This is a genomic window from Aquisalimonas asiatica (genome assembly GCF_900110585.1).
GTDB lineage: Bacteria > Pseudomonadota > Gammaproteobacteria > Nitrococcales > Aquisalimonadaceae > Aquisalimonas > Aquisalimonas asiatica.
On the sequence record NZ_FOEG01000001.1, the window covers coordinates 171,712 to 195,446 of the forward strand.

Here is a 23,735-nt window from a genome sequence, read left to right on the forward strand (position 1 = left end):
TCCCCGAAGGCTTATTTGAGTTCGTTCTGCACCGCCCACACCGCGGCCTCGACCCGGGAGCGGAACTCCATCTTCTTGAGCAGGTTCTTCACGTGCACCTTGGTGGTGCCCTCGGTGATGCCGAGATTGCGGGCGATGGTCTTGTTGCTCTCGCCCCTGGCCAGGTGCCGCAGGATCTCCCGCTCCCGCGCGGTGAGCCGGTCGATGCCCGGTGAGTCCGCTCTGCGCCCCTGGGTGAGCGCCCGGGCAAGGCTGGAGGTCAACGCCTCACTGATCACGATCTCGCCCGCGGCGGCGCGCCGAAGCTGGGCGATCAGCGCCTCCGGCTCCATGTCCTTGAGCAGATAGCCATTGGCCCCGGCTCGCAGGGAGGCGGTGAGGTCATCCTCGCTGTCCGAGACGGTGAGCATGACGATGCACGCCTCGATGCTGTTCTCGCGCAACGCCTTGAGCGTCTCGACGCCGGTCATGCCCTGCATGTTCAGGTCCAGCAGGATGAGATCCGGCTGCAGGTCGGCGGCCATGTCCAGCGCTTCCGCGCCGTTGCTGCTCTCACCGACGCACGCCATGTCGGCCTCCAGCTCCAGGAGCTGTGAGACGCCGCGTCGCAGCAGCGGGTGGTCGTCGACGATCAACACCCGTGTCGTCATGTCCGGTGCTCCATGTCGTTATCTCCGGTGGCCCGGTGCAGGGGGAAGGTGACCTGGACACGGGTGCCCTGCGGTTCGGCCGCATCAATCATCAGCTCGCCTCCCAGGCTGCGCGCCCGCTCCGCCATGATCTGAATGCCGTAGTGGTGCGCCTTCTCGGGTTGCTCCGGCATGCCGACGCCGTCGTCCTGCACCAGTAGCCGGATCTGGTTGTTGTCGTCTTTCGTAAGCCTGATCACCGCCCTTGTCGCACTCGCATGGTGCGCCACGTTTGCCAGCGCCTCGCGCACGATCTGCAGGGCGTGAACCTCGGCGTTGGAGTCCAATTCCAGCTCCGTCGTCCCGGTGTCCAGGTGCAGCGCCAGTTGCGGGCAGCGCTGGCGGAACTCCCGGATCGTGGCCTCCAGCGCCGGCTGCAGACCCGGTTCGTTGACCTTGAGCCGGAATGTGGTCAGCAGCTCGCGGAGGTGACCATAGGCTGTATTGAGTCCTTCGCGCAACTCCGCGGCGATGGATTCGGTGTCGACCCGGTCGGTGGTGCCCCGCAGGCCGGCCTGCAGGCGGGCGACCTGGATTTTCAGGTAGGACAGGGACTGCGCCAGGGAGTCGTGCAGTTCCCGGGCAAGCACGGCACGCTCTTCCATGAGCACCAGCCGCCGCTGCTGCTGCGCCTCCCGGGCAAGTGCCCGGGCGAGGGCGATCTGGTCCGCCACGGCTGCGGCCAGCTGGTGCTTCCATGCCGCCAGCGTCGCCCCTGCCGGGTGGCGGATCCGCATCAGTCCGTGGGTCTGTCCGCGGTGACGAAGGACGATGGTCGTGCCGGTGTCGGTGGTGCCGTCTTCCGCCCCGGTGGACCGGAACCGCTGCACCACCTCGTCGCCGTCTGGCTCGGTGAGATCCACGTCGACCGGGCCCGCACCGACGATGTCGCGCAGGCGGTCGAGGATGGGCTGCATGGTCGTCTCCGTGAGGCGATGCGGCGCGAGATCCCGGGCCGTGTCGTAGAGCAGCTGCAGGGCCTGAATGCTCCGTTGCAGGTCCGCGGTCTTGTGCGCGACCTGCTGCTCCATGTCGGCGTACAGGGTGTCCAGTTCCGCCGCCATGGTGTTGAAGCGCTCCCCGAGCACGCCGAACTCGTCCGCGTGGGTATGGGCGGCGCGTGCGTAGAAATCACCCTGGCCGAGCCGGTCGGCGGCGTCGATGAGATCCCGCATGGGTGTCATGACCCGTCGCTGCATCAGTGCGATGGCGCCAGCGGCGAGCAACAGGGTCAGTACGATGGCGCCGGCCTGGGTTGCACGCAGGAGCTGAATGCGGGACTCGGCCTGCTGCTGCAGTGCGCGCACCATGGCGTCCACCGAGTCCACGAAGGTGCCGACCTGGGCCGTGTAGGTCGCCGCACCCTCCGCACCCGTGTCGGCCAGCGCAGGTCGCAGGACGTCACGCCACTCGTCGCGGATCTCCCGGTAACGACGCTGCAATGACGGATCGCCCGCCGCGACTTCGCGCAGGGCCGCATCGTTCAGCTTTGCCTCGAAGGTGGCGGCAGCCGAGGCCACGGCCTCGGCATCGGCGGGCTCCTGGAGCAGCGCTGCGATGCGGTAGGACTCCATGCGCAGAGAGCCCGCCTGGTTGATGGCCGCTGCGTCGCCCCGTGCGCCTTCCGCGATAACCATGGAGCCACCCATGCTCACCAGGGCAAGCGCCGTGATGCCGGCAAGGATCAGCCCCAGTCGCAGCCGGAGGCCCCAGGGGTGTCCGCGTTGGGGGGTCGGAATGCTCAGGAGTACCTCCAATGAGTCTCTATAGCCACGGTGTCGGCCTAAGGTCTTCGTCGATGATTTTATTGGTCAGTAAAAACAGAGAGTTAAAAAGTCATCGAAAATACCTCACAAGGAATATGTTGCCTTTGTTGTGCTTGTTATCCGGGGTCCTGAGTTGATCCGGGTCAAGATTGCCCGGGAGCGCTCTCCCTACCGTCGTCCCCAGAAAACGCATCACTGCGACAGGGGACAGCATGGCAACGCAGCGCTTCAAGCAGTACTCGGTTCTCTCCATGAACACCTTCGCATTCACGATGATGTTCATGGTCTGGACCATGTTCGGCGAAATCGGGGTGCCCATTCAGGAGGAGCTGGGTCTTACCAATACCCAGTTCGGCATCCTGACCTCGCTGCCCATTCTCACCGGGTCGCTGGTCCGATTGCCACTGGGCGCGTGGACGGACAAGTACGGCGGCCGCCCGGTGTTCTTCATCCTGATGCTCTGCGTGCTGCCCGCCGTGTGGCTCGTCCAGTTCGCCACGGAATACTGGCAGATGCTGATCATCGGTGCCTTCGTGGGTCTTGCCGGCGGCTCGTTCTCCGTGGGCATCGCCTACACCGCCAAGTGGTTCGAGCGCGGTCAGCAGGGTCTGGCCATGGGCATCTTCGGCGCCGGTAACGCCGGCGCTGCCGTGACCAAGTACATCGCGCCCACCATCATCGTGGTGCTGAGCTGGCAGGCGGTTGCCAACATCTACGCCGCGATCGTGGCCATTACCGCACTGCTGTTCTGGTTCTTCACCTTCACCGAGCCGCAGCTCAAGGACCGCAACAAAAAGGCGCCGACGCTGCGCGAACAGGTCAAGGTGCTCAACGATCCCAAGGTCTGGAAGTACTGCCAGTACTACTCGGTGGTCTTTGGCGGCTACGTGGGTGTCTCGCTCTATCTCACCCGCTACTACATGCTCGAGTACGGCGTGGGCATTCAGCTCGCCGCGCTGATCGCCACCATCTTCGTGCTGCCCTCGGGCGTGATCCGCGCCTTCGGCGGTTACCTCTCGGACCGGTTCGGTGCGCACACGGTGACCTGGGTATGCATGTGGGCGAGCCTGATCAGCTTCTTCTTCATGTCCTATCCGCCCACGGAGTACACCATCCAGCAGATGGATGGCGAGACGCTGAGTTTCACCCTGGCCATGCCGGTGTGGCTGTTCACCACGCTGCTGTTCATCGTCGGCATCGCCTGGGGGATCGGCAAGGCCTCCGTGTTCAAGTACCTCTCCGATGAATACGACCAGAACCTCGGGCTGGTGTCCGGGATGGTCGGCCTGTTCGGTGGCCTCGGCGGCTTCCTGCTGCCGCCCATGTTCGGCGCGCTGATCGACTTCACCGGCGTGACCACCAGCATCTGGATGCTCTGCTTCGGCTTCACCCTGGTCTCGGTGATCTGGATGTGGTGGACCGAACGGCGCCAGCCGGTGCTCACCCGCGATCGCTACCACCAGCCCTCGGTGCGTGACGACGCCGCGGCGGACGCCTGACACGGTTTTCCACGAGACTTGACGAGGTAAACGCCACAATGAGCGCAACCAACGCAACATCGCAGCCACTGGATCAACGCGTGATCCACGGCTGGAACCCGGAGGACACGCAGCAGTGGGAGCGGGAGGGCAAGCGCATTGCCAACCGCAACCTCTGGATCTCCATCCCCTGCCTGCTGCTGGCCTTCGCCGTGTGGATGGTCTGGAGTGTGGTGGTGGTGAACCTGCCGCGGGTGGGTTTCGACTACACCACCCAGCAGCTGTTCTGGCTGTCGTCGCTGCCGGGGCTGTCCGGGGCCACGCTGCGCATCTTCTACTCCTTCATGGTGCCGATCTTCGGCGGGCGCCGCTGGACGGCCATCAGCACCGCGTCGCTGCTGATCCCGGCCGTGGGTATCGGTTTTGCCGCCCAGAATCCGGACACCCCGTTCTGGATCATGGCGCTGCTGGCCATACTCTGCGGCTTCGGCGGCGGCAATTTCGCCTCCAGCATGTCCAACATCGCGTTCTTCTACCCGAAGGCGGAGAAGGGCACGGCGCTGGGGCTGAATGCCGGTCTCGGCAACCTGGGTGTGAGCACCGTGCAGTTCGTGGTGCCGTTGGTGATCACCATGGGCGTGTTCGGTTTCCTGGGTGGCCAGCCGCTCACCACGGAAGACGGTGAACAGCTCTGGCTGCAGAACGCCGGCTTCGTCTGGGTGCCGTTCCTGGTTATCGCCACGGTGGCTGCCTGGTTCGGCATGAACGACCTGGCCAACGCCAAGGCGTCGTTCAAGGAGCAGTCGATCATCTTCCAGCGCAAGCACAACTGGATCATGTGCTGGCTGTACCTGGGCACCTTCGGCTCGTTCATCGGCTATTCCGCCGGCTTTCCCATGCTCATCAACAGCCAGTTCGAGGGCGTGGACGGCACCCAGTTCGCTTTCCTCGGCCCACTGGTGGGTGCGCTGATCCGGCCCCTGGGAGGGTGGCTGTCCGACAAGCTGGGCGGCGCCATCGTCACCTTCTGGAACTTCGTCATCATGGCCCTCGCCGTGTTCGGGGTGATCTGGTTCCTGCCCGCCGGGGTCGGCGACGGCAGCTTCTGGGGCTTCTTCGCCATGTTCATGCTGCTGTTCCTGACCACCGGCATCGGCAACGGCTCCACCTTCCGGATGATCCCGGTGATCTTCATGACGGAGCACCAGCGTGCCGCCGCCGGAAAGGGTGAGGCCGCCGAGCAGCAGGCCGTCATCGACGCCAACAAGGAAGGCGCCGCGGTACTTGGCTTCAGCTCGGCGCTCGCCGCCTACGGTGCCTTTTTCATTCCCCAGAGCTACGGCGTGTCCATTGCCCTCACGGGCGGCGTCCAGGGCGCGCTCTGGGCGTTCATCGTTTTCTACGTCACCTGCATTGCCATTACCTGGTGGTACTACGCCCGCCCGAATGCGGAAGTGCCCTGCTAAATCGCGAGGAGATCGCCATGAGTTTCTTTCTCGACAGACTGACCTTCTTCCAGCGCACCAAGGAAGAATTCTCGGATGGCCACGGCGTGGTCACCGACGAGCCTCGCCGCTGGGAGGACGCTTACCGCAGCCGCTGGCAGCACGACAAGATCGTGCGCTCCACCCACGGCGTGAACTGCACCGGCTCCTGCAGCTGGAAGATCTACGTGAAGAACGGCCTGGTCACCTGGGAGACCCAGCAGACCGACTATCCGCGCACGCGGCCGGATCTGCCCAACCACGAGCCCCGCGGGTGCGCCCGTGGCGCCAGTTACTCCTGGTACATCTACAGTGCCAACCGGCTCAAGCACCCCATGGTGCGCGGTCATCTGCTGCGGCTGTGGCGTGAGGCGCGGCAGCAGCACGACGACCCGGTGGACGCCTGGGCCTCCATCGTCGAGGACCCGGCCAAGGCGCAACAGTACAAGAGCCGGCGCGGCAAGGGCGGGCTGGTGCGCAGCGACTGGGATGAGGTCAATGAGCTGGTGGCCTCGGCCAACGTCTACACCATCAAGCAGTACGGCCCGGACCGGGTGATCGGCTTCTCGCCGATTCCCGCCATGTCCATGGTCAGCTACGCCGCGGGCTCGCGCTACATGTCGCTGCTCGGCGGGGTGTGCATGAGCTTCTACGACTGGTACTGCGACCTGCCGCCCAGCTCGCCGCAGACCTGGGGCGAGCAGACCGACGTGCCCGAGTCGGCCGACTGGTACAACTCCGGCTTCATCATGATGTGGGGCTCCAACGTGCCGCAGACGCGCACGCCTGACGCCCACTTCATGACGGAAGTCCGCTACAAGGGCACCGAGATCGTCACGGTGACGCCGGACTACTCCGAGGCCTCCAAGTTCGCCGACATGTGGCTGAACCCGAAGCAGGGCACCGACTCCGCACTGGGCATGGCGCTCGGGCACGTGATGCTGAAAGAGTTCCACGTTGACAACCCCAGCCCGTACTTCCAGGACTACGCCCGCAAGTACACGGACTTCCCCTGCCTGGTGCGGCTGGACGAGACCGACAAGGGCTATCAGGCCGGCCGCTTCCTGCGTGCCTCCGACTTCGACAAGGGGCTCGGGCAGAAGAACAACCCGGACTGGAAGACGGTCGCCTGGGACGAAACCAGTGACACCGTGGTGGTGCCCCAGGGCTCCATCGGCTTCCGCTGGGGCGAAGACGGCCAGTGGAACCTGGAAGAGAAGCGCGCCGACGGCAAGGACACCAAGCTCCGGCTCAGCCACCTGGACGTGAAGGACGAAGTGGCCGAGGTGGGCTTCCCGTACTTCGGCGGCCTGGAGCACGAGCTGGGCCGGTTCACGCCCAACCCGCAGGAGGACGTCATCTACCGCAAGGTGCCGGTGCGCAGGATCACGCTCGCCGACGGCGAAGAGGCACTGGTGGCCTCGGTGTTTGATCTCATCACCGCCCATTACGGCGTGGATCGTGGCCTGGACTGCCCGAACACGGCGACGAGCTACGACGACAACCTGCCCTACACCCCGGCCTGGCAGGAGATGATCACCGGCGTCTCGCGCGACAAGGTGATCAAGGTCGCACGCCGGTTCGCGGACAACGCCAACAAGACCGAAGGCAAGTCCATGGTCATCCTCGGCGCCGGCCTGAACCACTGGTACCACATGGACATGTCGTACCGCGCCATCATCAACATGCTGGTGTTCTGTGGCTGCGTCGGCCAGAGCGGGGGTGGCTGGTCCCACTACGTGGGTCAGGAGAAACTGCGCCCGCAGACCGGCTGGCAGCCGCTCGCCTTCGCCCTGGACTGGGCGCGGCCGCCGCGGCACATGAACTCCACCTCCTTCTTCTACGCCCACACCGATCAGTGGCGCTACGAGAAGCTGCAGGTGGCGGACATGCTCTCGCCGCTGGCCGACAAGTCGCAGTGGCAGGGCAGCATGATCGACTTCAACGTCCGCTCCGAGCGGATGGGGTGGCTGCCGTCCGCGCCGCAGCTTGGCGCCAACCCCCTGCAGGTGGCGAAGGCGGCCGCCGCGGCCGGCAAGGACCCGAAAGACTACGTGGTGGAGCAGCTCAAGAGCGGCGAGCTGAGCATGGCGTGCCAGGATCCCGACGATCCGCAGAACTTCCCGCGCAACATGTTCATCTGGCGCTCCAACCTGCTGGGCTCCAGCGGCAAGGGCCACGAGTACTTCCTCAAGCACCTGCTGGGCACCGACCACGGCGTGCAGGGCAAGGACCTGGGGGAAGAGGGCGCCGACAAGCCCATGGAAGTGGCCTGGCGTGACGAGGCCCCGCGCGGCAAGCTCGACCTGCTCACCACCCTGGACTTCCGCATGTCCACCACGTGCCTGTACTCGGACGTGGTGCTGCCCACGGCCACCTGGTACGAGAAGAACGACCTCAACACCTCGGACATGCACCCGTTCATCCACCCGCTGTGCGAGGCGGTGAACCCGTGCTGGGAGTCCCGCTCGGACTGGGACATCTACAAGGGGTTGGCCCGCAGCTTCTCGCAGGTGGTGCAGGGGCACTTGGGCAAGGAGACGGACATCGTCACCCTGCCGCTGCTGCACGACAGCCCCGCCGAGCTGGGCCAGGCCTTCGACGTGCAGGACTGGTACAAGGGCGAGTGCGATCCGGTGCCGGGCAAGACCATGCCGCAACTGGTGCCGGTGGAGCGCGACTACCCCAATCTCTACGACCGGTTCACGGCGCTGGGCCCGCTCATGACCAACGTCGGCAACGGCGGCAAGGGCATCGCCTGGAACACCGAGCACGAGGTGGAGTTCCTGGGCAAGCTCAATGGCGTCCACCTCAGGGAGGGGGCCACCAACAAGGGCATGCCGAAGATCGACTCGGCCATCGACGCCGCCGAGGTCATCCTCAGCCTCGCGCCCGAGACCAACGGTGAAGTGGCGGTCAAGGCCTGGGGGGCGCTCTCCAAGCAGACCGGGCGGGACCACACCCACCTGGCGCTGAACAAGGAAGAGGAGAAGATCCGCTTCCGCGATCTGGTGGCGCAGCCGCGCAAGATCATCTCGTCACCCACCTGGTCCGGGCTGGAGTCGGAGCACGTCTCCTACAACGCCGGCTACACCAACGTCCACGAGCTGATCCCGTGGCGCACGCTCACCGGGCGCCAGCAGCTCTATCAGGATCATTCCTGGATGCGGGCGTTCGGCGAAGGGTTCGTGAGCTACAAGCCGCCGGTGAACATGCGCACCACCCAGACCATCCAGGGCGTGCGTGGCAACGGCTTTGATGAGATCGCGCTGAACTGGATCACCCCGCACCAGAAGTGGGGCATCCACAGCACCTACAGCGAGAACCTGCTGATGCTCACGCTCTCCCGTGGCGGGCCGTGTGTGTGGATGAGCGAAGTGGACGCGAAGAAGGTCGGCATCGTCGACAACGACTGGATCGAGTGCTTCAACAGCAACGGCGCCCTGGTGGCCCGCTCCGTGGTCAGCCAGCGCGTCCCCGAGGGCATGGTGATGATGTACCACGCCCAGGAGAAGCTGGTGAACACCCCCGGATCGGAGATCACCGGCGAGCGGGGCGGCATCCACAACTCCGTGACCCGTGCGGTGCTCAAGCCCACGCACATGATCGGCGGTTACGCCCAGCTCAGCTACGGCTTCAACTACTACGGCACTGTCGGCTCGAACCGCGATGAATTCGTGGTGGTGCGCAAGATGGATCGGGTCGAGTGGCTCGACGGTGACGACCAGAGCATTTACGAGGCGGAGGAACAGGCATGAAGGTCCGCGCGCAGATTGGAAAAGTCCTCAACCTGGACAAGTGCATCGGGTGCCATACCTGCTCGGTGACGTGCAAGAACGTCTGGACGTCTCGTGAAGGCATGGAGTACGCCTGGTTCAACAACGTCGAAACCAAGCCCGGTGTGGGCTACCCGAAAGACTGGGAAAACCAGGAGCGGTGGAACGGCGGCTGGTCGGTGAAGAGCGGCAAGCTCCAGCCCAAGGCGGGCAGCAAGTGGCGGATCCTGGCGAACATCTTCGCCAACCCGGATCTGCCGAGCATCGACGATTACTACGAGCCGTTCAACTACGACTACCAGCGGCTGCACAACGCCCCCGACTCCAAGCACCAGCCGGTGGCCAAGCCGTTCTCGGCGTTGACCGGCCAGCCCATGGACAAGATCGAGTGGGGCCCGAACTGGGAGGAGATCCTGGGCGGGGAGTTCGAGAAGCGCTCCCAGGACTACAACTTCCAGAACATCCAGAAGGAGATCTACGGGCAGTTCGAGAACACCTTCATGATGTATCTGCCCCGGCTGTGCGAGCACTGCCTGAACCCCACCTGCGTGGCCTCGTGCCCCTCGGGCGCGATCTACAAGCGCGAGGAGGACGGCATCGTCCTGATCGACCAGGACAAGTGCCGCGGCTGGCGCATGTGCATCTCCGGGTGCCCGTACAAGAAGATCTACTACAACTGGCAGAGCGGCAAATCCGAGAAGTGCACCTTCTGCTTCCCGCGTATCGAGGTGGGCGAGCCCACCGTGTGCTCCGAGACCTGCGTGGGCCGCATCCGCTACCTCGGCGTGATCCTCTACGATGCCGACCGCATCCAGGAGGCCGCTTCGGCGCCCTCCGAGCAGGATCTCTACGAGCAGCAGATGCGCGTCTTCCTCGACCCGCACGATCCTGAAGTGATCGCCGCGGCGAAGAAGGAAGGCATCCCGCAGCAGTGGCTGGAAGCCGCCCAGCGGTCGCCGGTGTACAAGATGGCCATGGACTGGAAGGTGGCCTTCCCGCTGCACCCGGAGTACCGGACGCTGCCCATGGTGTGGTACGTGCCGCCGCTGTCGCCGATCCAGTCGGCGGCCGACGCCGGCAACATCGACAGCGAAGGGCTGATTCCGGATGTGGCCTCCCTGCGCATCCCGGTGAAGTACCTGGCCAACATGCTCACCGCCGGTGACGAGCGCCCGGTCATCAAGGCGCTGGAGCGGATGCTTGCCATGCGCAAGTTCAAGCGCAGCCAGACCGTCGAGGGCGAGCCGGATCACGCGGTGCTGGAGCAGGTGGGGCTTTCCGAGGAGATGGTGGAGGACATGTACCAGATCATGGCCATCGCCAACTACGAGGACCGCTTCGACATCCCCACCGCCAGCAAGGAGCTCTCGGCCGAGGACCCCTACGGCGAGCGGGCCGGGTGCGGCTTCAGCTTCGGTGATGGCTGTAACGTCTCCAGCAACGGCGCCACCAGGACCGACATCTTCGGTGGTCGCCGGGCCAGCCAGCGGGCGTTCCCGGCGCGGGTGGAGTTCAAGACCCGCGAGACGGAGAAGGAGGGGTCGTCATGATGATTCTCAAGGCGATCGCCGTGCTCATGGACTACCCCGGCGAAGAGCTGCAGCAGCACGGCCAGGAGCTGGCGGCCGTGATCCAGGAGGCACCGGGGCTCGACGCGGACACGCGTCGGGGCCTGGTGGGCCTGGTCGAGCGGCTGCGCACCGATGACCTGCTGGACGTGCAGGCCGAGTACGTCGGCCTGTTCGACCGCAGCCGCTCGCTCTCCCTGCACCTGTTCGAGCACGTCCACGGCGAGTCCCGGGATCGCGGGCAGGCCATGGTCAACCTGCTCAACATCTACCGGGAGCACGGCCTGGACGTCAGCGCCAACGAGCTGCCGGATTACGTGCCCCTGTTCCTGGAGTTCTGCTCGCGTCTGTCGGAGGAGGAGATCCAGGGCTGGCTGGAGGAGATGGGGCATTTGCTCCAGCTCCTCCAGGGGCGGCTCGAGGAGCGCGACAGCGACTACCAGTGGCTGTTCAAGGCCCTGCTGGAGCTTGGCGGCATGGAGACGGCCGGGGAGCAGCTCCAGCGGCAGCTCCGCGAGGAGGAGCGCGACGATACCCCCGAGGCCCTGGACGAAGTCTGGGCCGAGGAGCCGGTGACGTTCGGGCCCACCAGCGGCGGCTGCGGCGGGGCGAAAACCAACCAGGGCCAGGCCGTGCCGGTGGACTGGTCGGCACTCAAGCGCAACACCGCCTGAGACAGAGGGTTTAGGAGACACGAGCCATGTACGAATATTTCCATGATCTTGCCTTTGCGGTGTTCCCCTACATCGCCGGGACGGTGTTCCTGGTGGGTAGCCTGATTCGTTTCGAGAAAAGCCAGTACACCTGGAAAAGCAACACCACGCAGCTGATGTCCGGCGGGCAGCGCTTCCGGTGGGGTATCAATCTGTTCCACATCGGCATCATCGCGCTGTTTTTCGGGCACCTGTTCGGGTTGCTGACGCCGACGGCGGTTTACACCTCACTGGGGCTGACCGCCGGTGCCAAGCAGCTCCTCGCGATCGTCGCCGGCGGCATCTTCGGCGCCATCACCCTGGTGGGCGTGGTGATTTTGCTGCACCGTCGCATGACGGATCCGCGGGTGCGCAAGACCAGCTACCCGATGGACTCCTTCATTCTCATCCTGCTGGCGGCGCAGCTGCTCACGGGCCTGCTGACCATTCCGGTGTCCACGGGCCACCTGGACGGCGAGGTGATGCAGCAGATCTCCGCATGGGCCCAGGGCCTGGTGACGTTCCAGACCGGTGCGGCGGCCACCATCTATGACATCCACTGGATCTACAAGCTGCACATGTTCCTGGGGATGCTCATGTTCCTGGTGTTCCCGTTCACCCGGTTGGTGCACATCTGGAGCGTGCCCTACGGCTACATCTGGCGCGCCTGGCAGGTGGTGCGCGCCCGGGCGGTGTAACCGGGGCGGGGGCGGCGAAGGGTGGATCGGTGGACCTGAAGGTCCACCCTACGCCCACCCCGAACCAACAACGCCCGCCGCACCGTAGGGTGGACCTTCAGGTCCACCAACAAAGGCACGAGCCGCAGCAATCGTAGGGTGGACCTTCAGGTCCACCAACAGCACCACGAACACCCGACCCGGAGGTCGCATGTCCATCCACGTCAACGGCAAGGAAATCACGAGCCGGGCGATCAACATCGAATCCGCCTACCACCAGGAGTCCGGCGCCGATCCGCGTTACGCCCAGCGCCGGGCTGCCGTGGCCCTGACCGTCCGCGAGCTGCTCAGGCAACGTGCCGAGCAGCTCGACATGGCGGTGCCCGAGGACGACGACGACCTGGACCCGGTCATCGACGAACTCATCGCCACGGAGGTCCACATCCCCACGGCGGACGACACCACCTGCCGCCGCTGGTACGAGCAGAACCCGGAGCGCTTCCGCACGCCGGACATGGCCGAGGTGCGTCACATTTTGCTCGCCGGCCACCCGGAGGACCTGGAAGAGCGCAACCAGGCCCGTGCCACGGCCGAGCAGCTCATCGAAGAACTCCGGCGCGATCCGGACGCCTTCGCGGATCTGGCGCGCAAGCACTCCCGATGCCCGTCCGCGAACGAAGGCGGCCACCTGGGGCAGGTGAGCAACGGCGAGACCGTACCGGAGTTCGAGGACGCCGTGCTGCGCCTGCCCGTGGGGCTGGCCGACCAGCCCATCAAGACCCGCTACGGCTTCCACGTGGTGGAGGTGCTCCAGCACGTGGCCGGGGAGCAGCTGCCCTTCGAGGCGGTGCACGAGCGCATCCGGGAGTACCTGGAGGCCGTCTCGCGGCAGCGGGCCATCAGCCAGTACATCAAGCTCCTGGCCGGCGACGCCGAGATCCGCGGCATCGACCTGGACCAGGCCGAATCCATGCTCATTCAGTAACGGGGCGACCACACGATGCGTATCAGCAGTTTCGACGACCTCAAGAAAGCCGGCCTGGAACAGGACGAACCGCAGCGTCTGCTGCTCGTGCTCCTGAAGGCCGAGCCGGAGTCCGGTGACGGCACCGCGGACGAGAACGACGTCATTCAGGGCAGCGGCTATCTGCGCCCCGTCATGGCCACGGACCGGGAGCTCACAGAAGACCTGCGCCTGGATGTCCTGGCCGAGGAGGCGGATCAGTCGGGCATGGCCTGGGACCTGATCATGGTCTCCAGCCTGTCCGCAGCCGGCGGCCGTCTACCCACCGCGGAAGAAGCCGAGCCCTACCTTAAACAGATGGCCGAGGCCGTTGAAATGGGAGCCGACCTGTCGCGCTACGCCGTATTCGACCGTGCCGGAAGCCCCGTCCAACTCCAGACACGGATGACCCAATAGCGATGAACGACTGCACCGTCAGCCAGCAACACCTGCACGAGCCCGCCGAGGCACTGCGCCACATGCTTGACGGCATCGCGCCGTCCAACCGGGACGATGTGGTCCCCCTGTGCCAGGCTCTCGGCCGTGTGCTGGCGCGGGATGTGGTGGCGCGCGTGACGACACCACCCCACGACAACGCCGCCATGGATGGCTACGCCTGCCGCGCCGCCGACGTGCCCGAAGAGGGCGGCACGCTCCCCGTCGCCGGCATCGCCGCGGCGGGGGACGCCCCCGCGACCCTGCCCGAGGGCAGCGCCATGCGTATCTACACCGGCGCGGCCGTGCCCCGGGGCGCGGATACCGTGGTCATGCAGGAACGCTGCAGCCGCTCCGGCGACACCGTCACGTTCAGTGCCCGGCCGGAGCGGGGCAGCCACATCCGGCTGGCGGGGGAGGACCTGAACGCCGGTGACCCCATCATCGCCGGTGGCACCCGGCTGCAACCCCAGCACATGGCGCTGGCGGCCACCGCCGGTTACGGCGCGCTGCCGGTGCGGCCGCGCCTGCGCGTGGCCGTCCTGGTCACCGGCAACGAGCTGGCCGAGCCGGGTACGGATGCGCGACCGGGCCAGATCTACAACTCCAACGGTTACGCGCTGCTTGGGCTGCTCCAGTCCCTGGGGTGCGACGTGCTGCACCCGCAGATCGTCCCCGACGACCTGGAGGCCACCGTCTCCATGTTCCGGGAGGCGGCGAGTGAGGCCGACTTTGTCATCACCAGCGGTGGCGTCTCCGTGGGGGATGCGGATTACGTGAAGGCGGCCGTGGAGCGCATCGGTCAGCTTGACCTGTGGCGGGTCGCCATCAAGCCGGGCAAGCCCGTCGCCTTCGGCAGCATCGGACAAACCCCCTTTCTCGGCCTGCCCGGCAACCCGGTATCGCTGTTCGTGACCTTCTGCCTGTTCGGCCGACCCATGATTCTCAAGCGCCAGGGCGCGGCGGACTACCTGCCGCGCACCATCAATGCCGAGGCCGGTTTCAGCGTGCAACAGGCGGACAAGCGGACCCGCTATCTCCGCGCCCGCCTGAGCCAGGATGGCCGCCAACAGCGCGTGAGCCTGTTCCCGGACCAGGGCTCCGGCATCATCAGCTCCACCACCTGGGCCAACGCGTTGGCGGAGATCCCGCCCCACCGGACGATCCATGCGGGGGACACAGTCACCGTCCACCCGTACAGCGAACTGTTGACGTAAGCGCCGGGGCGGCCGGAACGACAGGACGGCGCCGCCGGCGTTCCCCCCGGAATGCCCCGTTCGTCGGGCAGACCTTGATCCACGTCAAGACCCCCGAAGATGCCCCCGTTGATAATTCCCGAACCTGCCAGGACCACCGACAAGTGGATGGAATACCATGGAGTCAACCACAACCTACAACAACACCGTGGTGCGCCAGTTCAGCATCATGACCATCGTCTGGGGCGTCGTGGGGATGGGCGTCGGGGTGCTCATCGCCGCCCAGCTGATCTGGCCCGCACTCAACTTTGATGTTCCCTGGTTGAGCTACGGCCGCCTGCGGCCGTTGCACACCAATGCCGTGATCTTCGCCTTCGGCGGTTCGGCGCTGTTCGCCACCTCGTACTGGGTGGTCCAGCGCACCTGCCAGACGCCGTTGTTCGCCCCCAAACTCGCGAGCTTCACCTTCTGGGGCTGGCAGACGGTCATCGTGCTGGCGGCGATCACGCTGCCGCTGGGCATCACCCAGGGCAAGGAGTACGCCGAGCTGGAGTGGCCCATCGCCCTGCTGATCGCCGTGGTCTGGGTGTCCTACGCGGTGGTGTTCTTCGGCACCATCGTCCAGCGCAAGGTCAAGCACATCTACGTGGCCAACTGGTTCTACGGCGCGTTCATCCTCGCCGTGGCCATGCTCCACATCGTCAACAACCTGGCCATTCCGGTGTCGCTGACCAAGTCGTACCCGGTGTACGCCGGTGCTGTGGATGCCATGGTCCAGTGGTGGTACGGCCACAACGCGGTGGGCTTTTTCCTCACCGCCGGCTTCCTGGGGATGATGTACTACTTCGTGCCCAAGCAGGCCAACCGGCCCATTTACTCCTACCGGCTGTCCATCGTTCACTTCTGGGCGCTGATCTCCATCTACATGTGGGCCGGGCCGCACCACCTGCACTACACCGCGCTGCCGGAGTGGGCGCAGTCCCTGGGCATGGTGTTCTCGCTGGTGCTGTTGGCGCCGAGCTGGGGCGGCATGATCAACGGCATCATGACGCTCTCGGGGGCCTGGTACAAACTGCGTACCGACCCGATTCTCAAGTTCCTGATCGTGAGCCTGTCGTTCTACGGCATGGCCACCTTCGAGGGGCCGATGATGTCCATCAAGACGGTCAATGCCCTGTCCCACTACACGGACTGGACCATCGGTCACGTCCACGCGGGGGCCATGGGCTGGGTCGCCTTCATCACCTTCGGCGCCATGTACTTCCTGATCCCGCGGCTGTTCGGGCGCGAGACCATGCACAGCGTCAAGGCCATCGAATGGCACTTCTGGATCGCCACCCTGGGCGTGGTGCTCTACATCTCGGCCATGTGGATCGCCGGCGTCATGCAGGGGCTGATGTGGCGTGCGGTGAACGAGGACGGCACGCTCACCTACACCTTCACGGAGTCCCTTGTGGCGACTTACCCCTACTACATGGTGCGGCTGCTGGGCGGCATCCTGTTCTTCGCCGGCATGCTGATCATGGCCTGGAACGTCTGGATGACCGCGCGCCCGGCCCGGGAAGCCGTGCCCGCCCGTACCGCGACGCAGGAGGCGTAAACCATGAGCAAAGGTCATGAGGTAGTCGAGAAGAACGTCGGCCTGATGGCGGTGCTGATCATCGCCGTGCTCAGCGTCGCCGGCCTGGTGCAGATCGTACCGCTGTTCTTCGCCGCGGAGACCACGGAGCCGATGGAAGGGGTGGAGCCCTATGCGCCGCTGGAGTTTGCGGGCAGGGACATCTACGTCCGCGAGGGCTGCTACAACTGCCACTCGCAGATGATCCGCCCCTTCCGCGCGGAGACGGAGCGCTACGGCCACTACTCCCTGGCCGGTGAGTTTGTCTACGACCGGCCGTTCCAGTGGGGCTCCAAGCGCACCGGGCCGGACCTGGCCCGGGTGGGTGATCGCTACAGCGACCTGTGGCACGAGATCCACCTGCTGAACCCGCGCGACGTGCTGCCCGACTCCAACATGCCGGCCTACCCGTGGCTGGCGGAGCGGACCCTCGATGGTGACGACGTTGCGCGGCGCATGCGGGCCCAGCAGCGCTGGCTGGGCGTGCCGTACACCGACGAGCAGATCCAGGGCGCTGCCGCCGAAGTGGACGGCAAGACGGAGATGGAGGCGATTATCGCCTACCTCCAGGGCCTCGGTACCGCCATCGAGCACACCAGGTAAGCGGGAGAACCATGGATATCAACACCGTTCGCGGGCTGCTCACGCTGGTGCTCCTGATCGCGTTCATCGGGATCGTGGTCTGGGCCTACAGCAGCCGACGCAAGAAGGATTTCGAGGAAGCCGCCCGGCTGCCGCTGGAGGACGACGCGCCCAACGGGCCGGAGGACCACGGCGAAGGCCGGCATGACAAGCGCGAGGGCAGGGGCCATGAGTAGTTTCTGGAACTGGTACATCGGCATCATCGCCGTGGCCAACATTCTGGCCTGCGTCTGGCTGATCCGCTGGACGGCGAAGAAGCGTCCGGACGAGAAGCCGGCCCACGAGACCACCGGTCACGAGTGGGACGGGCTCACCGAGCTGAACAACCCCATGCCGCGCTGGTGGCTGTGGCTGTTCTACGCCACCATCGTGTTCGGTCTCGTCTACCTGGCGCTGTACCCGAGCTTCGGCAGTTATGCCGGGCTTCTGGGTTGGTCCCAGTACAGTCAGTGGGAGCAGGAGGTTGCCGAGACGGAGGAGCGGGTTGCGCCGTTGTTCGAGGAGTATGCCGGCATCCCCATTCCGGAACTCGCCGAGCACTCGGACGCCATGCAGACCGGGCGGCGACTGTTCGAGAACAACTGTGCCGTGTGCCACGGCGTTGATGGCGGTGGTCGGGTCGGTTTCCCGAACATTGCCAACGACGACTGGCAGTGGGGCGGCGAACCGGAACAGATTCTGACCTCCATTCTGGAAGGGCGCCGGGGCAACATGCCCGCTCTGGGGGGAGCCCTGGGCGAGGATGGTGTCGAGAAAGTCGCGGCCTACACGTTCAGCCTGAGTGGCCGTGATGCTCCGGAAGAACTGGTCAGTGCCGGGAAAGAGCTCTTCGAGCAGCGCTGCGTCGCCTGCCACGCTGCTGACGGCACGGGGCGCACGGCTCTGGGCGCTCCCAGTCTCGCCAATGACAACTGGATCTACGGTGGCAGCCTCGAGGCGATCAAGACCTCGATCCGTGACGGGCGCCAGGGTTTCATGCCGCCGCAGAAGGATCTGCTGGGCGAAGACCGCGTGCACCTGCTGGCGGCGTATGTCTACAGCCTGTCCATGGACGAGCGCAACGGCGCAGCCGAGGATGTGGCCGACGGTGGCGAGGGTGATGAGTAAGGAGCGCTGGCTGCAGTGCCTCGGCAGCACGCTGTGGCCGTCGTTCCTGGCGGCGGCCGTGGCGTCGGTGGTGTTCTTCGCAGCCATCGACCCGGAAACCCTGCGGGTGCAGACGTTTCCGGGGCTGGAGCTCAGCCGCATGGCCGGCTATACCATCGGGTTCTTCATGTTCTGGGCGGTGGGGCTGTTTGCAAGCGGCCTCACCTACGTATTGAGCGGGGGCGACAACCGGCGCCATGAGTAAGCGGGACGACAACGTGGATCTCGATGTGGGCATGTACGCCGCCCGCGAGAAGATTCATCCGCGCGAGGTGGACGGCACGTTTCAGCGGCTGCGCCATCTGGCGGTGATCGTTCTGCTGGGCATCTACTACGGCCTGCCCTGGGTGACCTGGGACGGTCGTCAGGCCGTGCTGTTCGATCTGCCCGCCCGGCAGTTCCACATCTTCGCGCTGACGTTCTGGCCCCAGGATTTCGTCTACCTGGCAGTGCTGCTCATCATCGCGGCGCTGTCGCTGTTTTTCTTCACCGCCCTGGCCGGGCGCATGTGGTGCGGGTACGCCTGCCCGCAGACCGTGTGGACCGAGCTGTTCATGTGGATCGAGCGCTGGACCGAGGGCAAGCGCCAGCAGCGCCTGAAGCTCGACAAGGTCCCCTGGAGTACCAACAAGCTCCTGCGGCGGGGCAGCAAGCATGTGCTGTGGGTGGTCCTCGCGCTCTTCACCGGCTTTACCTTCGTTGGCTACTTCACGCCGATTCGGGAGCTGTCGGTCAGCGTGGCCACCTTCGGGCTGGGGCCCTGGGAGACGTTCTGGCTGCTGTTCTATGCCTTCGCCACCTGGGGCAATGCCGGCTTTCTGCGCGAGCAGGTCTGCATTTACATGTGCCCCTACGCGCGCTTCCAGAGCGCGATGTTCGACCCGAACTCGCTGATCATCTCCTACGACGAGCAGCGCGGTGAGCCACGGGGCGGGCGTTCCCGCAACATCGATCACCGCGCCCGGGGGTGGGGGGATTGCATCGACTGCAACCTGTGCGTCCAGGCATGCCCCACCGGCATCGACATCCGCAAGGGGCTGCAGTACGAGTGCATCGCCTGCGCGGCGTGTATCGACGCCTGCAACGGCGTCATGGACAAGATGGACTATCCGCGGGGCCTGATCCGTTACACCACCGCGAATGCCATGGAAGGGCAGCCGTCGCGGATTCTCCGCCCGCGCATTGTGGTCTACGGCGTACTGCTGCTGGCGCTGATGAGCGGCACGGTCTACAGCCTCACCCAGCGCACGCCGCTGTCCATGGAAGTCCTGGCCGACCGCAACGTGCTGTACCGGGACGTGGACTTCGAGACGGTGGAGAACGTCTACACGGTGCGCATTCTCAACAAGGACCGCGAAGCGCGGGATTACGTGCTCACCGTGGACGGGCTGCCCGATGCCGAGGTGGTCACGCGGCCGGAGCACATCCGCGTGGATGCCGGCCGGACCAGCCAGGTGACCGCCAGCGTCCGCGTGCCCCGTGATGAGGCCCGGGGCACTGGTCACACCATCGAGTTCCGCCTCACCGCAACGGATGAGGCTGACATTGCGCGCACAAGCACTGCCCGGTTCCACGGGCCGAGGGAGGAGTAATCATGGCACGGGAACGCGTTGCCCCCTGGTACCGGCAGTTCTGGTTCTGGTTCGTGTTCGCGCCGCCCATGGCGGCCATCGTCATCGGGCTGAGCCTGCTGGCCACCGCCGTGATGTATGGCGACAGCCTGGTGACGGACAACTACGAGACCGTGGGCCGGGCCATCCACAAGACCTACCAGCTGGAGCATGAGGCCGTGGCGCGCGGCGTTGACGGCAACATGGTGCTCGACCGCGAGGGCGGGCAGGTGACCGTGCGCCTGGACGGCCTCGAGGATCTGCCGGAGACGCTGCGCCTTTACCTGTCGCATCCCACCCACGCCGACCGGGACGTGGCGCTGGACCTGCAGCGGGACAGCAGCGGCCTGTACCGCGGTGAAGCGCGCCGCAGCCTGGATGGCCGGCACTACATGCGGCTGCAGCCCGCCGACGGTAGCTGGATGCTGGCCAAGGAGATCGCCGCCGATGAGCGTGAACTGGCGCTGACGCCCACGCCGCGGGGAGGCTGACAGGGTGGCAGCGGAGCAGGCCTGTTTCCACTGCGGCGAGCCGGTGCCGCCGGGCGTGGACCTCACCGTCACCGTGGACGGTGAGCCGCAGCCCCTGTGCTGCACGGGCTGCCATGCTGTCGCCACCACCATTCTCGGCTCCGGTCTGGATGCGTTCTACCGCTTCCGGCCGGGCCCCACCGGCCAGCCGGAGGATCTCTCCGCCGCCAGCGCCAGCCGCTACGCCAGTTTCGACCGCGAGCGCGTGCAGAAGGACTTCGTCTACTGCGCCCCGGACGGCACCCGCGAGACGTCCCTGCTGGTGGAAGGGCTCTACTGCGCTGCCTGTGGCTGGCTGATCGAGAACAGCCTGGACGAGGCCGAGGGGGTCGAGGAAGTGCGGGTCAACCCGGCCACCGGCCGCGCGATCCTGCGCTGGGATCCGGCGCGCGTGCCCCTCAGCCAGCTCATGGCCCACATGGGCCGGCTCGGCTACCGGCCCCATCCGGTGATGCCGGAAGCCAACGATGCCCAGGCCGAGAAGGAGCGCCGTTACGCCCTGCGCCGCCTGGTGGTGGCGGGTCTGGGCATGATGCAGGCCATGATGTTCGCCGTGGCGCTCTACTCGGGGCAGTTCCACGGCATGGACACCATCTACGAGGATTTCCTGCGCACGGTGAGCATGCTGGTGGCGACACCGGTGGTGCTCTATGCCGGCCTGCCCATCTTCCTCGGCGCCATCCGGGACCTGCGCAACGGCCGGCCCGGGATGGATGTGCCCGTGGCGCTGGCCATCGGCGGGGCGTATTCCGCCAGCGTCTGGATTACCTTCGCGGGTGGTCCGGAAGTCTATTTCGACTCGGTGAGCATGTTCACCTTCTTCCTGCTTATCGCCCGCTACGTGGAGATGAGCGCCCGCCACCGTGCCAACGCCACCACCGACGCCCTCGGCCGGCTGGTGCCCGGGACGGCGGTGCGCATCGGGGCGGGTGGTGAGGAGGAGGTCCCGGTGCGGGACCTGGAGGTGGACGACCAGGTGCTGGTGCGCCCCGGGGCCACGGTGCCTGCCGACGGCCGCATCAGCCAGGGTGAGAGCAGCCTGGACGAGTCCATGCTCACCGGTGAATCCGAACCCCGGACCCGGACCATTGGTGATCCCGTGGTCGGCGGCAGCGTCAACCTGGGTGACAGCTTCCACATGCGGGTCGAGCGGGTGGGGCAGGACACCACCGTGTCGCACATCGCCCGCCTGCTGCGCCGGGCCCAGTCGCAACGGCCACGCATCGCGCGGCTTGCCGACACCGCCGGCCGCTGGTTCGTCACCGCCGTGCTGATCGCCTCGGCCTCGGTGTTCGCCGCCTGGTGGCAGGTGGACCCGTCCCTGGCGTTCCCCATCACCCTGGCCATGCTGGTCGCCACCTGCCCCTGCGCACTGTCCCTGGCCACGCCCACGGCCCTGGCCGCCGGCACCAACCGCCTTGCCGGCAGTGGCCTGCTGGTCACCCAGCCGGATGCCCTGGAGACCCTGGCGCGGGTCGATCATGTGGTTCTGGACAAGACCGGCACGCTCACCGAAGGGCGCCTGAGCATCAGCGAGGTGCGCAACAGCGGTCGCCTGGACGAACAGGCGGTTATGGAGCTCGCCTCGGCCCTGGAGCAGCACTCGGAGCACCCCATCGCCCGCGCCTTCCCGGCACCACGCTCCCTGCGCGCCGATTCCGCGACGGTGACCCGTGGTGGCGGCGTCGAGGGCGAGGTGGACGGGCGGCGGTTGCGCATCGGCCGGCCCGACTGGGTCGCCGCCCTGGCAGGCCAGCAGGCGCCGGCCGCCGATGAACGGGGGGCCTGGATTGCCCTGGGTGACGAGCAGGGCGTCCTGGCGAGCTTCCGCCTCGCCGACCAGGTCCGCCCGGATGCCCGCCTGGCCATGGAGCAGCTGCGCGAGCAGGGCATTGCCGTGGAAATCGGCAGTGGTGATTCCCCCGGGGCCGTCGAGGCGGTTGCCAGCGAGCTTGGCATCTCCGCCTGGCAGGCGCGCATGAGCCCCGAGGACAAGCTGCAGCGCCTCTACACGCTCCAGGCGCAGGGCGCCACCGTTCTCATGGTGGGCGACGGCATCAATGACGCCCCGGTGCTTGCCGGGGCCAACGTCTCCGCCGCCATGAACGAGGGCACGGCCCTGGCCCAGACCACCGCGGGCATGATTCTACTCGGTGGTCGGCTGGAGCACCTGGCGGCGGGCATGGAAACGGCCCGTGCCACGCTGCGCACGGTGCGCCAGAACCTGATCATTTCCGCCTGCTACAATGCCTCCATGCTGCCGCTCGCGGCGCTGGGCTTCATTCCGCCCTGGCTGGCGGCCATCGGCATGACGGCGAGTTCCCTGGTGGTGGTGCTCAACTCCCGGCGGCTCGCAGCCGCCCGCCCGCGGCAGGGGGACACGCGTATTCCGGCGACGTCGGTCCGGGAGGGGCAACCCGCATGAACATCATCTTCGTCTCCATCCCCATCAGTCTGATCCTGCTCGGCATCGGCGTGGCCATCTTCTTCTGGGCCGTACGCAACGGCCAGTTCGACGACCTGGACACCCCGGCCTACTCGATTCTGATGGACGAGGAGGAGAAACCGCGCCAGAGCCGCCAGCGCAGCACCGACGGATCCGGGGCCGAAGACGACGCCAGCGATACCCACGATACGACCGGGCGCAAGGACCGCGATGGATCATGAGCTGACACTCGTCGCCGCGCTGCTCATTGGCCTGGCCGGCAGTACCCACTGCCTGGGCATGTGTGGCGGTGTCGCCGGCAGCCTCGGGGCCGGCATGCAGAGTGACAGCGCGCACCGTCGCTGGTGGCTGGGCCTGTGCTACAACCTGGGGCGCATCGGCAGTTACAGCCTCAGCGGGGCGATTGCGGCCACCCTGGTGGGTGCCGTGGGCGCCACGCTGAACCTTGCCGGGTGGGGCGTGTTCCTGCGGTTGCTCACCGCGGCGATACTGGTTGCCGTGGCGGCGCATCTGCTTTTCAACTGGAGCGGCCTGCGCCGCATCGAAGTGGTCGGCGGACGGCTCTGGCGCCACATCGGGCCCCGTGCCCGCGCCCTGTTCCCGGTACAGACCCCTGGCCGCGCCCTGATGCTGGGCGCGCTGTGGGGCTGGCTGCCCTGCGGCCTTGTCTATACCGTGCTGATCGCAGCGGCGGTCACCGGCTCGCCGCTGGCGGGCGCGGCCACTATGTTCGTATTCGGGCTGGGCACACTGCCGGCCATGACCGGCGTCACGGTCTTCGGCCAGGCGCTGCGGCGTTGGCAGGGGCACCGCAATGCGCGGATGGTCACCGGCACCATGCTCATGGTGTTCGGTGTCTGGACGGCGGTGGCGCCGGTGACGCACATGCTCCAGGGCCATGGTGACGGCCACGGCGAACACGCGGCCGTCATCACCAGTCCCGGGCCGGTGCAGATCGCCGGCCCGCGGGGCTGACACC

At 66.4% G+C, this 23,735-nt stretch carries 21 protein-coding genes; 19 read left to right on the plus strand and 2 right to left on the minus strand.

What is annotated here, in order from left to right:
- Positions 1-11: 11 nt before the first annotated feature.
- Together narL and BMZ02_RS00880 are read right to left on the minus strand one after the other, a co-directional pair.
- On the minus strand, positions 12-650 hold the full coding sequence (gene narL / locus BMZ02_RS00875; RefSeq protein WP_091639108.1) for a two-component system response regulator NarL: 639 nt from the start codon (positions 648-650) through the stop codon (positions 12-14).
- Positions 647-2,446 (minus strand): type IV pili methyl-accepting chemotaxis transducer N-terminal domain-containing protein, encoded by a 1,800-nt coding sequence (locus BMZ02_RS00880; RefSeq protein ID WP_091639109.1) that lies wholly within the window; start codon positions 2,444-2,446, stop codon positions 647-649. Before BMZ02_RS00880 ends, narL begins: the two co-directional genes overlap by 4 nt.
- 221 nt (positions 2,447-2,667) lie before the next feature.
- Here BMZ02_RS00880 and BMZ02_RS00885 point away from each other — a divergent pair, with 221 nt between their 5' ends.
- From BMZ02_RS00885 to BMZ02_RS00975, 19 genes are all read left to right on the plus strand, one after another.
- Positions 2,668-3,954, plus strand: a complete 1,287-nt coding sequence (locus BMZ02_RS00885) for an MFS transporter (RefSeq protein ID WP_091639111.1) — start codon at positions 2,668-2,670, stop codon at positions 3,952-3,954.
- Positions 3,955-3,992: 38 nt separating this feature from the next.
- Positions 3,993-5,399, plus strand: a complete 1,407-nt coding sequence (locus tag BMZ02_RS00890) for a NarK family nitrate/nitrite MFS transporter (RefSeq protein WP_091639112.1) — start codon at positions 3,993-3,995, stop codon at positions 5,397-5,399.
- A 17-nt stretch (positions 5,400-5,416) separates the two neighbouring features.
- Entirely contained in the window at positions 5,417-9,175 is a 3,759-nt protein-coding gene (locus BMZ02_RS00895; RefSeq protein WP_091639114.1) for a nitrate reductase subunit alpha, read from the plus strand.
- Entirely contained in the window at positions 9,172-10,743 is a 1,572-nt protein-coding gene (gene narH, locus BMZ02_RS00900; protein WP_091639116.1) for a nitrate reductase subunit beta, read from the plus strand. The genes BMZ02_RS00895 and narH overlap by 4 nt, the downstream gene beginning before the upstream one ends.
- On the plus strand, positions 10,740-11,435 hold the full coding sequence (gene narJ / locus BMZ02_RS00905) for a nitrate reductase molybdenum cofactor assembly chaperone (RefSeq protein ID WP_091639117.1): 696 nt from the start codon (positions 10,740-10,742) through the stop codon (positions 11,433-11,435). Before narH ends, narJ begins: the two co-directional genes overlap by 4 nt.
- 26 nt (positions 11,436-11,461) lie before the next feature.
- Positions 11,462-12,151: a respiratory nitrate reductase subunit gamma gene (gene narI / locus BMZ02_RS00910; protein WP_091639119.1), complete on the plus strand. Its 690-nt coding sequence runs from the start codon at positions 11,462-11,464 to the stop codon at positions 12,149-12,151.
- A gap of 190 nt (positions 12,152-12,341) precedes the next feature.
- Complete coding sequence (locus tag BMZ02_RS00915) at positions 12,342-13,115, plus strand: peptidylprolyl isomerase (RefSeq protein ID WP_091639121.1); 774 nt, start codon at positions 12,342-12,344, stop codon at positions 13,113-13,115.
- Positions 13,116-13,130: 15 nt separating this feature from the next.
- Complete coding sequence (locus tag BMZ02_RS00920) at positions 13,131-13,550, plus strand: hypothetical protein (RefSeq protein ID WP_091639123.1); 420 nt, start codon at positions 13,131-13,133, stop codon at positions 13,548-13,550.
- Positions 13,551-13,552: 2 nt separating this feature from the next.
- Complete coding sequence (locus BMZ02_RS00925) at positions 13,553-14,785, plus strand: molybdopterin molybdotransferase MoeA (protein WP_091639125.1); 1,233 nt, start codon at positions 13,553-13,555, stop codon at positions 14,783-14,785.
- 157 nt (positions 14,786-14,942) lie between these two features.
- Entirely contained in the window at positions 14,943-16,364 is a 1,422-nt protein-coding gene (ccoN, locus tag BMZ02_RS00930) for a cytochrome-c oxidase, cbb3-type subunit I (protein ID WP_091639127.1), read from the plus strand.
- Between the two features lie 3 nt (positions 16,365-16,367).
- Entirely contained in the window at positions 16,368-16,985 is a 618-nt protein-coding gene (gene ccoO / locus BMZ02_RS00935; RefSeq protein ID WP_091639129.1) for a cytochrome-c oxidase, cbb3-type subunit II, read from the plus strand.
- 11 nt (positions 16,986-16,996) lie between these two features.
- A complete protein-coding gene (locus BMZ02_RS00940) occupies positions 16,997-17,200 on the plus strand; it encodes a cbb3-type cytochrome oxidase subunit 3 (protein ID WP_091639131.1) in 204 nt (67 codons plus the stop codon).
- Entirely contained in the window at positions 17,193-18,131 is a 939-nt protein-coding gene (gene ccoP, locus BMZ02_RS00945; RefSeq protein WP_091639133.1) for a cytochrome-c oxidase, cbb3-type subunit III, read from the plus strand. The genes BMZ02_RS00940 and ccoP overlap by 8 nt, the downstream gene beginning before the upstream one ends.
- Entirely contained in the window at positions 18,124-18,375 is a 252-nt protein-coding gene (locus BMZ02_RS00950) for a hypothetical protein (RefSeq protein WP_245753902.1), read from the plus strand. The genes ccoP and BMZ02_RS00950 overlap by 8 nt, the downstream gene beginning before the upstream one ends.
- Positions 18,368-19,762, plus strand: coding sequence for a cytochrome c oxidase accessory protein CcoG (gene ccoG, locus BMZ02_RS00955; RefSeq protein ID WP_245753903.1), 1,395 nt, complete (start codon positions 18,368-18,370; stop codon positions 19,760-19,762). The genes BMZ02_RS00950 and ccoG overlap by 8 nt, the downstream gene beginning before the upstream one ends.
- 2 nt (positions 19,763-19,764) lie before the next feature.
- Positions 19,765-20,271 (plus strand): FixH family protein, encoded by a 507-nt coding sequence (locus BMZ02_RS00960; protein WP_091639136.1) that lies wholly within the window; start codon positions 19,765-19,767, stop codon positions 20,269-20,271.
- Between the two features lie 4 nt (positions 20,272-20,275).
- A complete protein-coding gene (locus BMZ02_RS00965) occupies positions 20,276-22,735 on the plus strand; it encodes a heavy metal translocating P-type ATPase (RefSeq protein WP_091639138.1) in 2,460 nt (819 codons plus the stop codon).
- Positions 22,732-22,977, plus strand: a complete 246-nt coding sequence (gene ccoS / locus BMZ02_RS00970; RefSeq protein ID WP_091639140.1) for a cbb3-type cytochrome oxidase assembly protein CcoS — start codon at positions 22,732-22,734, stop codon at positions 22,975-22,977. The genes BMZ02_RS00965 and ccoS overlap by 4 nt, the downstream gene beginning before the upstream one ends.
- A complete protein-coding gene (locus tag BMZ02_RS00975; protein WP_091640333.1) occupies positions 22,967-23,731 on the plus strand; it encodes a sulfite exporter TauE/SafE family protein in 765 nt (254 codons plus the stop codon). The genes ccoS and BMZ02_RS00975 overlap by 11 nt, the downstream gene beginning before the upstream one ends.
- Positions 23,732-23,735: the final 4 nt, after the last annotated feature.

What these genes read in the sequence shown, in the direction of transcription:
- narH (WP_091639116.1), top strand. Translation starts at nt 9,172, where the DNA reads ATGAAGGTCCGCGCGCAGATTGGAAAAGTCCTCAACCTGGACAAGTGC.
- BMZ02_RS00960 (WP_091639136.1), top strand. Translation starts at nt 19,765, where the DNA reads ATGGCACGGGAACGCGTTGCCCCCTGGTACCGGCAGTTCTGGTTCTGG.
- ccoS (WP_091639140.1), top strand. Translation starts at nt 22,732, where the DNA reads ATGAACATCATCTTCGTCTCCATCCCCATCAGTCTGATCCTGCTCGGC.
- BMZ02_RS00915 (WP_091639121.1), top strand. Translation starts at nt 12,342, where the DNA reads ATGTCCATCCACGTCAACGGCAAGGAAATCACGAGCCGGGCGATCAAC.
- ccoN (WP_091639127.1), top strand. Translation starts at nt 14,943, where the DNA reads ATGGAGTCAACCACAACCTACAACAACACCGTGGTGCGCCAGTTCAGC.
- ccoO (WP_091639129.1), top strand. Translation starts at nt 16,368, where the DNA reads ATGAGCAAAGGTCATGAGGTAGTCGAGAAGAACGTCGGCCTGATGGCG.
- narL (WP_091639108.1), bottom strand. Translation starts at nt 650, where the DNA reads ATGACGACACGGGTGTTGATCGTCGACGACCACCCGCTGCTGCGACGC.
- BMZ02_RS00940 (WP_091639131.1), top strand. Translation starts at nt 16,997, where the DNA reads ATGGATATCAACACCGTTCGCGGGCTGCTCACGCTGGTGCTCCTGATC.
- narI (WP_091639119.1), top strand. Translation starts at nt 11,462, where the DNA reads ATGTACGAATATTTCCATGATCTTGCCTTTGCGGTGTTCCCCTACATC.
- ccoG (WP_245753903.1), top strand. Translation starts at nt 18,368, where the DNA reads ATGAGTAAGCGGGACGACAACGTGGATCTCGATGTGGGCATGTACGCC.
- BMZ02_RS00925 (WP_091639125.1), top strand. Translation starts at nt 13,553, where the DNA reads ATGAACGACTGCACCGTCAGCCAGCAACACCTGCACGAGCCCGCCGAG.
- BMZ02_RS00975 (WP_091640333.1), top strand. Translation starts at nt 22,967, where the DNA reads ATGGATCATGAGCTGACACTCGTCGCCGCGCTGCTCATTGGCCTGGCC.
- BMZ02_RS00885 (WP_091639111.1), top strand. Translation starts at nt 2,668, where the DNA reads ATGGCAACGCAGCGCTTCAAGCAGTACTCGGTTCTCTCCATGAACACC.
- ccoP (WP_091639133.1), top strand. Translation starts at nt 17,193, where the DNA reads ATGAGTAGTTTCTGGAACTGGTACATCGGCATCATCGCCGTGGCCAAC.
- BMZ02_RS00920 (WP_091639123.1), top strand. Translation starts at nt 13,131, where the DNA reads ATGCGTATCAGCAGTTTCGACGACCTCAAGAAAGCCGGCCTGGAACAG.
- BMZ02_RS00950 (WP_245753902.1), top strand. Translation starts at nt 18,124, where the DNA reads ATGAGTAAGGAGCGCTGGCTGCAGTGCCTCGGCAGCACGCTGTGGCCG.
- BMZ02_RS00895 (WP_091639114.1), top strand. Translation starts at nt 5,417, where the DNA reads ATGAGTTTCTTTCTCGACAGACTGACCTTCTTCCAGCGCACCAAGGAA.
- narJ (WP_091639117.1), top strand. Translation starts at nt 10,740, where the DNA reads ATGATGATTCTCAAGGCGATCGCCGTGCTCATGGACTACCCCGGCGAA.
- BMZ02_RS00890 (WP_091639112.1), top strand. Translation starts at nt 3,993, where the DNA reads ATGAGCGCAACCAACGCAACATCGCAGCCACTGGATCAACGCGTGATC.